The following is an 11,850-nucleotide window of genomic DNA, read 5'->3' as shown; positions in this document are numbered from 1 at the left end:
GAATGACCCTGGCCAAGAAGATCGTGTTGCTGCTGATGGCGGCGGGAATGCTGCTTGCCGTCTTCCTGGAAAGCGTACCGGCTTCGTCGGAGGAGATGAAGCACGACATGTCCAAGATGGCGATGGGCGCGCAGAGCCCGGCCACCGTCGGCTACGAGAAGGCGATGAAGAAGATGCACAAGGACATGATGATCAAATACACCGGCAATGCCGATGTCGATTTCGTCCGCGGCATGATCCCGCATCATGAGGGCGCCATCGCCATGGCCAAGGTGGTGATCGCCAACGGCAAGGATCCGGAAATCCGCAAGCTCGCCGAAGGCGTGGTCACGGCGCAGGAAGCCGAAATCAAGGAAATGCAGGACTGGCTCGCCAAGCATCCGGCGAACTAGCCCAATCCGGAAATCCGGACGACCAGGAGCGTTCGGTCTGGATTTCCGACTTTGGCTGTGCTGCGATCCGCCGGCAGGAGGAGCAAGCCATGCCGTCATCCGTCAGAACCTTGAAGCTGCCGTCCGGCGAAGCCGTGCCAGTGCTGGGCCAGGGCACCTGGAAGATGGGCGAGGACCGGCGCCGCCATGCCGATGAGGTCGCGGCGCTCAAGCTCGGGCTGGACCTCGGCATCACGCTGATCGACACGGCCGAGATGTATGCCAGCGGTGGCGCCGAAGAGGTGGTGGCGGAGGCCATCGCCGGGCGCCGCGACGAGACGTTTCTGGTCTCCAAGGTGCTGCCCTCCAACGCTTCGCGCGCCGGCGTCAAGCGGGCCTGCGAGAACAGCCTGAAGCGGCTTTCCACCGATCGCATCGATCTCTATCTGCTGCACTGGCCGGGCAGCGTGCCCTTGTCGGAAACCGTCGAGGCCTTCGAGGCCTGAAGGCGGAAGGCAAGATTCGCCACTGGGGCGTCAGCAATTTCGACACCGACGAGATGGAGGACCTTGTCGGCCTGCCCTCCGGCGGCAACGTCCAGACCAACCAGGTGCTCTACAACCTGTCGCGGCGTGGTCCCGAATTCGATCTCTCGCCATGGTGCGCTGAGCGCGGCATTCCGCTGATGGCCTATTCGCCGGTCGAGCAGGGCGCGTTGGCGCGCAACGCCAGACTGGAAGCCGTGGCCGCGCGCCACAATGCGACCGCCGCGCAGGTCGCGCTTGCCTGGGTCATGGCGCAGCCGGGCGTCATCGCCATCCCCAAGGCCAGCCGGCAGGAGCATGTCCGCCAAAATTCCGCCGCGCTCGACATAAAGCTTACGCCGCAGGACATCGCCGATCTCGACCGCGCCTTTCCGCCACCGACCCGCAAGCGCGGCCTGGAGATGATCTGAAAGCAGCGATGGCGCCTGGCTTATCTTCCGGGTCACTCGCATGACATGACCCGGAAGGAACGAAGCAATGCCGCTTGTGCGTATCTCAATCCCGGCCAGCAAGGGCGATGCCTTTGCAAAGGCGGTCTCGGAAAGCGTGCATGACGCGATGGTCGCCACCATCGACGCGCCGCAGACCGATCGTTTTCAGATCGTCACCGAGCACGCGCCGGGATGGCTGATCCTCGACCCGACCTATCTCGGCGTCGACCGCAGCGCCGACGCGCTGATCGTCCACATCACCCTGCGTGCCGGCCGCTCGGACGACAAGAAACGCGCGCTCTACCGGACGATCGCGGAGAACCTCCATGCAAGGCTTGGGGTCAGAAAGCAGGACATCATGATCGTTCTCGCCGAGAACGCGTCGATAGACTGGTCTTTCGGCAACGGCGAGGCGCAATACGCGAAAGATTGATCCGTCATCGCGCCGCAAGCGGCTCCGAGTCTGTCGGCAACCCAAATCGCATGCGCAGTCGCCGCAGCGCCCGCGAAAACACGCTGGCGTCGGCGGCGGCGCGGGCGAGCGTCAGCGCGCCCTGGATGCTTGCCACGGCGTCCTCGGCAAGCTCGGCCGCCTCGGCCTCTGTGTGCCCGGAGCGCGCCAGCGCATCGGCGAGATGCCTGACCCACCGGCCGAAATAATCCTTGATCTGGCCAGCGAAGAGATCGCGCGATTCCTCCAGCGCGAAGGCGCCGATGAGACACACCCGGCGCCCCGAGCGGAAATAGCTGTCCGTCGCCTCGAGCATCTGTCCGATCCCGGCTCGCGGGTCGGCGCTATCGCGCAGCGGCGCAAAGACGTTGTCCTCGAACCAGCCGTCGATATGGGCGATCACGGCCCCTGCCATCTCTTCCTTGCCGCCGGGAAAGAAGTGGTAGAGGCTTCCCTTGCCGAGCCCCGTCGCCGCGCCGATCAAGGCCAGGCTCGCGCCTTCATAGCCATGTTCGCGAAAAACCTCGCCGATCATGGCCAATAGGCCGTCGCGATCGGATGCGATGCGCCGCACCGGTCCTAAAGCCCGAGTTCCGAAAGTCCGGGATGATCGTCCGGCCGGCGGCCGAGCGGCCAGTGATACTTGCGCTCGGCCTCAGCGATCGGCAGGTCGTTGATGCTCGCCACACGCCGCCGCATCAGCCCGGCTTCGTCGAACTCCCAGTTCTCGTTGCCGTAGGAACGGAACCAGTGGCCGCTGTCGTCGCGCCATTCATAAGCGAAGCGCACCGCGATGCGGTTGTCGTTCCAGGTCCAGACCTCCTTGATCAGGCGATAGTCCAGCTCGCGCGCCCATTTGCGCGTCAGGAAGCCGACGATCTCGCCGCGACCGGAAATGAACTCGGCCCGGTTCCGCCAGGCACTGTCCTCGGTATAGGCAAGAGAAACCCGTTCCGGGTCGCGGCTGTTCCAGGCGTCTTCGGCCAGCCGCGCCTTCTGCGCGGCGGTCTCGGCCGTGAAGGGCGGTAAAGGCGGACGGCTCATGGGATCTCCTGTCGGTCAGGCATCTGACCGGGAGTATTGTACCGAACGGTACAATGAGTCAACAGAGGGCAGACTCAGGGCTTGGTTGCCAGCCCCTTCAGCCGATAGAGCGCGTCCAGCGCCTCGCGCGGCGTCATCTCGTCGGGATTGATTGCCCCCAGCGCCTCGCCGAGCGCATCGCTCTTCACCGGCTTCGGCGCCTCGCGCTTCAACGCCACCGAAAACAGCGGCAGGTCGTCGACCAGCCGGTTGGTCTTGCCGGAAACTTCGCCTTCCTCCAGCTGGTGCAGCACTTCCTTGGCTCGCGCCACCACGGCTTCCGGCAGGCCGGCGAGCCGCGCCACCTGCACGCCATAGGAGCGGTCGGCCGCACCCTTGCCGACCTCGTGCAGGAAGACGACCTCGCCCTCCCATTCCTTGACCCGCATGGTGACGTTAGAGAGCCGGGAGAGCTTGCCGGCCAGCACCGTCATCTCGTGGAAATGTGTGGCAAAGATCGCCCGGCAGCGGTTCTTCTCATGCAGATATTCGACCGCCGCCCAGGCGATCGACAACCCGTCGAAAGTCGCGGTGCCGCGGCCGATTTCATCCAGGATGACCAGCGCCCGCTCGCCGGCCTGATTGAGGATCGCCGCCGTCTCCACCATCTCGACCATGAAGGTGGAACGTCCGCGCGCCAGGTCGTCCGAGGCGCCGACGCGCGAAAACAGCCGGTCGACGACGCCGATATGGGCGCTCTCGGCCGGCACGAAGGAGCCGGTCTGCGCCAGGATGGCGATCAGCGCGTTTTGCCTGAGGAACGTCGACTTACCGCCCATGTTCGGGCCGGTGAGCAGCCAGATCGCGCCGGTCCTGGCGCCGCCTTCCGGCGACAGGTCGCAATCATTGGCGACGAAAGGGCCTTCGCCCGAACGCCGCAGTGCCTGCTCGACCACCGGGTGCCGCCCGCCGGAAATCTCGAAGGCGAGGCTGGCGTCGACCACCGGCCGGCACCATGCCTCGCTTTCGGAAAGGAGCGCCAGTGCCGCCGACACGTCGAGCACCGCAAGCGCTTCGGCGCCGGCGCGGATGCTGTCGGCTTCGCTCACCACTTCGGCGGTGAGCCGGTCGAAGGTGGCGAGTTCGATGCCGAGCGCCTTGTCGGCGGCGTTGGCGATCTTCGATTCCAGCTCCGCCAGCTCCGTCGTGGTGAAGCGCATTGCGTTGGCCATGGTCTGGCGATGGATGAAGCGCGCCTTGGCGGCATCGCTGCCGGTCATGATCGCGTGATGATTGGCGGTCACCTCTATGTAGTAACCCAGCACATTGTTGTGCCGGATCTTCAGCGAGCGGATGCCGGTTTCCTCGATCAGCGAGCGCTCCAGCCCGGCGATCACCTTTCGCGATTCGTCGCGCAGCGCCCGCATCTCGTCGAGCTCGGCGTGATAGCCGGAACGCACGAAACCGCCGTCGCGCTTGATCAGTGGCAGCTCGTCGTCCAGCGCCTCGCTGAGGTGCCGGGCGAGCGCTTCCGGCAGGGCATTGATCGCAGCCAAAGCTGCCGCCAACTCGGCGGGCAGGGCCGTTGCCACCAGCAGGCCGGCGATGGCGCCGGCGGCTTCGAAGCCGGCGCGCAGCGCGCCGAGGTCGCGCGGCCCGCCGCGGTTGAGCGCCAGTCGGGACAATGCCCTCGGCATATCGGCGACGCTCTTCAGGCTGGTCCGCAAGCCCTGGCAGAGCCTTGTCTCGGTGCGGAAGAACGATACAGAGTCCAGCCTCGCCGCGATTGCCGCCGGGTCGGTCAGCGGCGCCATCAGCCGGTCGGCCAGCATGCGCGCGCCGCCGCCGGTCACCGTGCGGTCGATCGCCTTGAACAGCGAGCCGTCGCGGCTGCCGGAAAGCGTGCGCAACAGTTCCAGATTGGCGCGCGTCGCCGGGTCGATGAACAGCGTCGAGCCGGCCTCCTCGCGCTCGGGGCGCGACAGCGGCGGCCGTTCGGCCTTCTGGGTCTTTTCGACATAGGCAATAGCGCCCGAGATCGCCGACAGCTCGGCGCGCGAAAACGTGCCGAAACTGTCCGGCGTCGCCACCTCGAAGAAGCGCGCGATGCGGCCCGTCGCCGATGCCGAATCGAACAGCGACGGCGGCTGCGGATTGGCCACCCGGCCGAGCACGTCGAAGACGGGTCGCAATTCTGGGTCGTGGAACACCGGCTCGGCGACGATCAGCTCGCGCGGATCGACGCGGAAGATGTCGGCGAGCAGCCGCTCGGCGCTCGTCTCGGCGACGCGGAAGGCGCCGGTCGAGATGTCGATCCAGGCCAGCGCGAAGCTGCCTTGGGCGGTGCTTCCGGTCTTCACCCGGCCCAGCGCCATCAGGAAGCTCGATTCCGACGGCGCGAGCAATTTGTCCTCGGTGATGGTTCCGGGCGTCACCAGCCGCACCACGTCGCGGCGCACCACCGATTTCGAGCCACGCTTCTTGGCTTCGGCCGGGTCCTCGATCTGCTCGCAGACGGCGACGCGGAAACCTTGCGCGATCAGCTTCTGCAGATAGTCGTCCGCCGCATGCACCGGCACGCCGCACATCGGGATGTCGTGGCCCTGGTGCTTGCCGCGCTTGGTCAAAACGATGCCGAGCGCCTGGCTGGCCTTCTCCGCATCGTCGAAGAACAACTCGTAGAAATCGCCCATGCGGTAGAACAGGAGCGAATCCGGGTTCGCCGCCTTGATCTCGATGAACTGCTCCATCATCGGCGTGACGCCGCCCGTGGCGGGCGCCGTGGTCGTTGTTTCCGGGGTGTCGGGATCGGTCGGCATGTGCATGTTCATCAAGGAACGCTAGCAGATCGGCCAGCCGGGTTTAATGCCGGCCGCTCGAAAAGCGGGGGAAAGCTTGGACGTGATGCTGCCAACTGGTGTCGCCGTGCCGTGCCTTCGGCAACCTCATTCGCATTGAATGAGCTTTGCCGCGCTTGGCGGTTTACAGCGGCCGCCTCTGGCCTTAGTCGTGGAAGCCCATAAGGAAGCACCCGTCCAAGCGGTGCCGTGCCAAGGCGAGGAAATCAAAAGCATCATGGCCAGGAAAACCGAAAACAGCGGGCCCTCCGTCAGTCCCGAGGAGGCGCTGGAATTCCACGCCATGGGACGGCCCGGCAAGCTGGAGATCGTCGCCACCAAGCCGATGGCGACGCAGCGCGATCTGAGCCTCGCCTATTCGCCGGGCGTCGCCGTTCCGGTGCGCGCCATCGCCGAGGACCCGAGCCGCGCCTTCGACTATACGACGCGCGGCAACATGGTCGCCGTCATCTCCAACGGCACCGCCATCCTTGGCCTCGGCAATCTCGGCGCGCTGGCCTCCAAGCCGGTGATGGAAGGCAAGTCGGTGCTGTTCAAGCGCTTTGCCGATGTCGATTCCATCGACCTCGAGGTCGATACCGAGGACGCCGACGAGTTCATCAACTGCGTGCGCTTCCTGGGGCCCTCCTTCGGCGGCATCAATCTGGAAGACATCAAGGCGCCGGAATGCTTCATCATCGAGCAGCGGCTGCGCGAATTGATGGACATCCCGGTCTTCCACGACGACCAGCACGGCACGGCCATCATCTCGGCCGCAGGGCTGATCAACGCGCTGGAAATCACCGGCCGCGACATGAAGACCACCAAGATGGTCTGCAATGGCGCGGGTGCTGCCGGCATCGCCTGCATCGAACTGATGAAGGCGATGGGCTTTGCGCCCGAAAACATCATCCTGTGCGACACCAAGGGCGTGGTCTATCAGGGCCGCACCGAAGGCATGAACCAGTGGAAGTCGGCGCATGCGGTCAAGACCGAGGCGAGGAGCCTTGCCGAGGCGCTCGAGGGTTGCGACGTCTTCCTCGGCCTCTCCGCCAAGGGCGCGCTGACCACCGCCATGGTGCAGTCGATGGCCAAGAACCCGATCATCTTCGCCATGGCCAATCCCGATCCGGAGATCACGCCGGAGGAAGTGGCCGAGATCCGCACCGACGCCATCATGGCGACCGGCCGTTCGGACTATCCGAACCAGGTCAACAATGTGCTGGGTTTCCCTTACATCTTCCGCGGCGCGCTGGATGTCAGGGCCACCACCATCAATGACGACATGAAGATCGCCGCGGCCCGCGCGCTGGCCGAGCTGGCGCGCCAGGACGTCCCGGACGATGTCGCCGCCGCCTATCAGGGCAACCGGCCGAAATTCGGCCCCAACTACATCATTCCGGTGCCGTTCGATCCGCGCCTGATCTCGGCGATCCCGCTGGCGGTGGCGAAGGCCGCGATGGATTCCGGCGTCGCCCGCAAGCCGATCCTCGACCTCGACCGCTACGCGCAGGAATTGTCCGCTCGCCGCGATCCGATCGCCTCGACGCTGCAGCGCATCTACGACCGCGTGCGCCGCCAGCCCAAGCGCATCGTCTTCGCCGAAGGCGAGGAGGAGCAGGTGATGCGCGCCGCCGTCTCCTATGTGAACCAGCGGCTTGGCACCGCGATCCTGCTCGGCCGCGACGACGTCATCAAGGACAATGCCCGCAACGCCGGCATTGATCTCAACAAGCAGGGCATCGAGATCATCAACGCCCGCCTGTCGCGCCGCAACAGCATCTACACCGACTATCTCTACGAGCGCATGCAGCGCAAGGGCTTCCTGTTCCGCGACTGCCATCGGCTGATCAACAACGACCGCAACCATTTCGCCGCCTGCATGGTGGCGCTGGGCGATGCCGACGGCATGGTCACCGGCGTCACCCGCAACTATTCAACCGCGCTCGACGACGTGCGCCGCATCATCGACGCCAAGCCCGGCCACCGCGTCATTGGCGTCTCGATCGTGCTCGCGCGGGGTCGCACCGTTCTCGTCGCCGACACCGCCGTGCATGACATGCCCAACGCCGAGCAGATCGCCGACATCGCCGAGGAAGCCGCCGGCTTTGCCCGCCGCATGGGCTACGAGCCGCGGCTCGCCATGCTCGCCTATTCCACCTTCGGCCATCCGCAGGGCGAGCGCTCGGAGCGCGTGCAGGAAGCGGTGCGCATCCTCGACAAGCGCCGCGTCGATTTCGAGTATGACGGCGAGATGGCCGCCGACGTGGCGCTCAACCCGCGCGCTATGGCGCAATATCCGTTCATCCGCCTGACCGGTCCGGCCAATGTGCTGATCATGCCGGCATTCCACTCGGCCTCGATCTCGACCAAGATGCTGCAGGAGCTCGGCGGCTCGACCGTTATCGGCCCGCTGCTGGTCGGCCTGAACAAGCCTGTCCAGATCGTCTCGCTCAACGCCAAGGATTCCGACATCGTGAACATGGCGGCGATCGCGGCCTATACGGCGGGGACGTGACAAGTGCCCGGCGTCAGGCTGCGTTCGGGCTATAAGAGATTGATAATATTCGGCTGATATAGAAAACCTCTTGCCGACTTGCCGCTACGGCAACTACGGCGCGCTCAGACCGCTAACGGGGGTGCGGCCATGCAGCATGACGGGGTTTCTGCATCCACGGTCGGCCAGGGGGTCTACCAAGACGAGCGTCTGGACGCGCTGCTCAGCATCACCGGCCGCATGGACGGTTATCTCTACCGTTGCCGCAATGATGCGTCCTATACGATGCTCTATATCAGCGACGGCATCTTCACCGTCAGCGGTTATCGGCCGAGCGATTTCATCCAGAATGCGGTGCGGGACTATGTCTCTGCGATCCACCCGGATGACCTCGCTTCGGTCTATGCGGCGGTCGACGCGGCCCTCGAGGCGCGCCGCAACTGGAACATCGACTATCGCATCGTGCCGGCCATCGGCGAACCGCTCTGGGTGCGCGAGATCGGCGGTGGCGTCTGGGATAGTGCCGGCGAGCTCGAATTCCTCGAAGGCTTCGTCGTCGACATCAGCGACCGCAAGGTCGTCGAGGACCTCAACGCCCAGCTGCTGCTCGATCTCAAGGTCGCCAATGAGGAGCTTTCGGCGCAAAAGCGCGAGATCGAGCTCGCCAAGCAGCAGAGCGACCATTCCGCCCACCACGATCAGTTGACCGACCTGCCCAACCGGCGCGCCTTCCACAATGAACTGAAATCGGTGCTCGCGCGCTGCGCCGGCAGTGGCGACGCGGCAGGTCTTCTGTTCATCGATCTCGACCGCTTCAAGGACGTCAACGACACGCTTGGCCACGAGGCCGGCGATGCGCTGCTGCAGCGCGTGTCGAACCACCTTCGCTCCGTTTTGCGCAGCGACGATTTCGTCGCGCGGCTCGGCGGCGACGAGTTCGCTTTCCTGTTTTCGGGAAAAGCCGAGCAGGCGAGGGAGAAAGCCGTGCGCGTGGCAGAGCGCGTGCTGGAGAGGCTGCGCATCAAGGTTCCCGCCCTCGGCGGTGACATCCAGGTCGGCTGCACCGTCGGCGTCGCGATCTACCCGACGGAAGCCACGGATCCGGACGCGCTGGTCGCGCTCGCCGACCGGCTCATGTATGTCGGCAAGAAGAACGGCCGCGGCCAGTTGGTCACCGCTGATGCCCTGGAGCCGCCAACCGGCGGGCATCGCCGCACCGCCTGAGTGCGGCGCAGGCCAGGCTGGGCTGAAAATAGAAAAGGCCCTCGGCGTCGCCGCGGGCCTTTCCGTTGACATCGCAGGTTCAATCAGAAATTGCGCTGGAAGCGGACGATGCCGCCAACACTGTTCTTCTTGTCGGCGTGCGCCCAGTTGAAATCGTCGGCATCGCCGAACTTGCCGTCGTGGGCATAGTCGACTTCGCTCGTGATCGTGAAGCCGGGAACGATCGTGTAGGCGACGTTCGCCGCAACGGCGACGTTCTTGGCGTCATCAGCCGAGACCTGGAGGTTGAAAGCAGTCTTCTCGTTGAACTTGTAGGTGCCGCCACCCCAGACAGCCCAATTGCCGCCCCAAGGCTTGTACTGGCCACGGCCATTCGCGTTGATGAAATTGCCGGCATCCTTGAAGTTGCCGTCGGTGCCGTAGCCACCCATGACGAACAGCGACAGTTCCTTGGTCACGTTGACGTCCAGGCGGACCTTGCCGGCAACTTCTTCGTAGTTGCTGTCATAGGCGACAACACCGGTTATCGCACCCCAATCGCCCTTATACTTCAAGCCGCCGACGACGTGCGGAACGTAGCTGTCAATGGTACCGTGGATCGCCGTGGCACCCGTGGTGTCGGTACCTTCTTCGAGCGAGACCACGCCCGTGATGCCGTTGCCAGCGTCGAAATTGTACTGGACGACGTTGGTGTCCTTGATGCCGTACGGGATGATCGTGTCCTGGATGACGGCGCCTGCATATCCGATGAACTGGTCGTATGCCGTCTCATCCTTACCGATGCGCAGGCCGCCGAGCTGGATCCAGGCGAAGTTGAGGGTGACCGCCTTGTTGCCAGCCTGCCAGCCCGAACCGCTAACCCCGTAGTCGCCGGAGGAGTTGCCGAACTGGAAGCGGGTCTCGGTGAACGTCTTCAACGTGCCGAGCTCGGTTTCCTGGCCGGTATAAGTCCGCAGCGCGAAACGCATGTTCTTGTAATAGGTATCGTGGTCGCGGCCATTCATATGGTCCGGGACGTTGTTGACGCCGTCCAGCGTGCCGCTGTCGCCCGCGCCCATGTCGTAGCGCAGATAGCCGCCGATGCGCAGGCAGGTCTCGGTGCCGGGGATGTAGAAGTACCCCGAACCATAGACGTCGCAGATCTTGACGTATTCGGCCGGTTCCGGCTCAGCGACGGTGACCGCGTCGGCGGCGCGGGCGCCCGAAACTGCGATCAGGGCCGCAGCGGAGCCGAGTAGAAGGCTCTTGATGTTCATTTTCTTGAATCTCCAGTCAAAGGTTCAAGACAGGTTTCGGCAGGCCTCTTGGGCTCTCCTGCCACCCCGTCCCCATCGTTGAAAAAGCACGCGCACCGGCGCCGCTTCTTCGCCTTGGACATGGCCTAATCGCCGGTCTTTCACAACAGAGATTGTGTCTGAAAGGCGACTTTCCGAATCTTATGAAAGTCTTGTTGCTCAAATATCACGTCACATAACTGAAAGAATGACACATATGGCACAATATATACAATCGAGACGAATGAAGATCTTGTATATGTGCCAAATGTGCCATTATTACATTTGTATGACAGGTTATTAATCGGCTAAATTAGTGGTCACGCGGATGGGTGAGGCGCGGACGTGGGGATCGAGATCAGGGCAGGGTGCGAGCGGCGCGCACCACATCCTCGACGAGGTCTTCGCGCAGCATCTCGACCGGCACACGGCCGCCGAGTTCCGGCGAGGGCCGCGTCAGCCAGAACCAGGCCAGCCTGGGATTGGCGATCGCCGACAACACCTCGCCGATGCCCGGAACCGGCCTGCCGTCGATGAACTGCGCCAGCGGGAAGACATGCTTGCGGCCGCCCTTGCGAAGCGCAACGACCTCGCCCCGCCGCTGCCAGCGATGCAGCGTCGAGCGCGGAATGCGCAGCTTCTCTTCCAGATAAGTCGACCCGGCGACCTCGCCGGCCCAATCCTCGATCAGCATCGACTGCAGCGCGGTGGCGCGCTCGGCTAGAGGCCTTCCTGCTTCCGGTTTTGGCGCTGCACTTTCGGAAGTCTGGCTGGACGCGGCTGGGCGATCGCTGGCGATCCTGTCCGCGACGGTACGGAAGAAATCGGCGACAAGCCCGGTCCAGTCGCCCTTGAAGGATGCGACCGCAAGGCGCTGCGCCTGCGGCAAGAAGGGAAGGGCGGCGGCAACGCTACCGGCGATGATGCTGGCCGAGGCCAAGGCCTCCGCATCCAGCACCACGCCGTGCTGCATCAGCGCCTGCTGCACTGCGTCGGTCAACAGGCCTGCCAGGGCCTGTTGCGAAATCCCGTCGGACGGATTCTGGAATCTGGTCATGCATCTGTCTTGCTGGCTGCGTGCGCCCCTCCCTGGCTACGGCCGGTTGTTGGACGGCTATAGCGGAAAGCACAAATCGCAACGACAACAGATGCAGCGACCCGAAAGGTTGCTGGCTTGCATCATCACACCCCTGGATG

The 11,850-nt window shown here is 64.4% G+C and carries 9 protein-coding genes and 1 pseudogene; 5 read left to right on the top strand and 5 right to left on the bottom strand.

Features of this window, described 5'->3' with window-relative positions; genetic code table 11:
- Window positions 1-2 precede the first annotated feature (2 nt).
- From FJ988_RS01995 to FJ988_RS01985, 3 genes and pseudogenes are all read left to right on the top strand, one after another.
- Window positions 3-392 carry a DUF305 domain-containing protein gene (locus FJ988_RS01995; protein WP_140815064.1) on the top strand — a complete coding sequence of 130 codons (390 nt, stop codon included), beginning with the start codon at window positions 3-5 and terminating at the stop codon, window positions 390-392.
- 89 nt (window positions 393-481) lie between these two features.
- Window positions 482-1,326, top strand: a pseudogene (locus tag FJ988_RS01990) (aldo/keto reductase).
- Between the two features lie 67 nt (window positions 1,327-1,393).
- Window positions 1,394-1,780: a tautomerase family protein gene (locus FJ988_RS01985; RefSeq protein ID WP_140815063.1), complete on the top strand. Its 387-nt coding sequence runs from the start codon at window positions 1,394-1,396 to the stop codon at window positions 1,778-1,780.
- 4 nt (window positions 1,781-1,784) lie between these two features.
- On the opposite strand, the gene FJ988_RS01980 is transcribed toward FJ988_RS01985, so the two are convergent.
- From FJ988_RS01980 to mutS, 3 genes are all read right to left on the bottom strand, one after another.
- Complete coding sequence (locus FJ988_RS01980; protein ID WP_181183389.1) at window positions 1,785-2,372, bottom strand: TetR/AcrR family transcriptional regulator; 588 nt, start codon at window positions 2,370-2,372, stop codon at window positions 1,785-1,787.
- A 5-nt stretch (window positions 2,373-2,377) separates the two neighbouring features.
- Window positions 2,378-2,842, bottom strand: a complete 465-nt coding sequence (locus tag FJ988_RS01975) for a nuclear transport factor 2 family protein (RefSeq protein WP_140815062.1) — start codon at window positions 2,840-2,842, stop codon at window positions 2,378-2,380.
- Between the two features lie 74 nt (window positions 2,843-2,916).
- A complete protein-coding gene (gene mutS, locus FJ988_RS01970; protein ID WP_140815061.1) occupies window positions 2,917-5,652 on the bottom strand; it encodes a DNA mismatch repair protein MutS in 2,736 nt (911 codons plus the stop codon).
- 244 nt (window positions 5,653-5,896) lie between these two features.
- Here mutS and FJ988_RS01965 point away from each other — a divergent pair, with 244 nt between their 5' ends.
- Both FJ988_RS01965 and FJ988_RS01960 read left to right on the top strand, forming a co-directional pair.
- On the top strand, window positions 5,897-8,176 hold the full coding sequence (locus tag FJ988_RS01965) for an NADP-dependent malic enzyme (RefSeq protein WP_140815060.1): 2,280 nt from the start codon (window positions 5,897-5,899) through the stop codon (window positions 8,174-8,176).
- A 129-nt stretch (window positions 8,177-8,305) separates the two neighbouring features.
- On the top strand, window positions 8,306-9,379 hold the full coding sequence (locus FJ988_RS01960; RefSeq protein ID WP_140815059.1) for a sensor domain-containing diguanylate cyclase: 1,074 nt from the start codon (window positions 8,306-8,308) through the stop codon (window positions 9,377-9,379).
- Between the two features lie 83 nt (window positions 9,380-9,462).
- Here FJ988_RS01960 and FJ988_RS01955 read toward each other — a convergent pair whose 3' ends face one another.
- Window positions 9,463-10,635, bottom strand: a complete 1,173-nt coding sequence (locus tag FJ988_RS01955) for a porin (protein WP_140815058.1) — start codon at window positions 10,633-10,635, stop codon at window positions 9,463-9,465.
- Window positions 10,636-11,011: 376 nt separating this feature from the next.
- A complete protein-coding gene (locus FJ988_RS01950) occupies window positions 11,012-11,710 on the bottom strand; it encodes an antitoxin Xre/MbcA/ParS toxin-binding domain-containing protein (protein WP_140815057.1) in 699 nt (232 codons plus the stop codon).
- Window positions 11,711-11,850 lie beyond the last annotated feature (140 nt).

Origin of the sequence: Mesorhizobium sp. CU3 (genome assembly GCF_006442965.1) — a bacterium.
Taxonomy (GTDB): Bacteria; Pseudomonadota; Alphaproteobacteria; order Rhizobiales; family Rhizobiaceae; genus Mesorhizobium.
Note: the sequence above shows the minus strand (reverse complement) of the source record. Positions and strands in the feature narration are given on the sequence as shown.

Coding starts and splice junctions, on each gene's coding strand:
- FJ988_RS01985 (WP_140815063.1), top strand. CDS start 1,394: ATGCCGCTTGTGCGTATCTCAATCCCGGCCAGCAAGGGCGATGCCTTT.
- FJ988_RS01960 (WP_140815059.1), top strand. CDS start 8,306: ATGCAGCATGACGGGGTTTCTGCATCCACGGTCGGCCAGGGGGTCTAC.
- mutS (WP_140815061.1), bottom strand. CDS start 5,652: ATGAACATGCACATGCCGACCGATCCCGACACCCCGGAAACAACGACC.
- FJ988_RS01950 (WP_140815057.1), bottom strand. CDS start 11,710: ATGACCAGATTCCAGAATCCGTCCGACGGGATTTCGCAACAGGCCCTG.
- FJ988_RS01955 (WP_140815058.1), bottom strand. CDS start 10,635: ATGAACATCAAGAGCCTTCTACTCGGCTCCGCTGCGGCCCTGATCGCA.
- FJ988_RS01975 (WP_140815062.1), bottom strand. CDS start 2,842: ATGAGCCGTCCGCCTTTACCGCCCTTCACGGCCGAGACCGCCGCGCAG.
- FJ988_RS01995 (WP_140815064.1), top strand. CDS start 3: ATGACCCTGGCCAAGAAGATCGTGTTGCTGCTGATGGCGGCGGGAATG.
- FJ988_RS01965 (WP_140815060.1), top strand. CDS start 5,897: ATGGCCAGGAAAACCGAAAACAGCGGGCCCTCCGTCAGTCCCGAGGAG.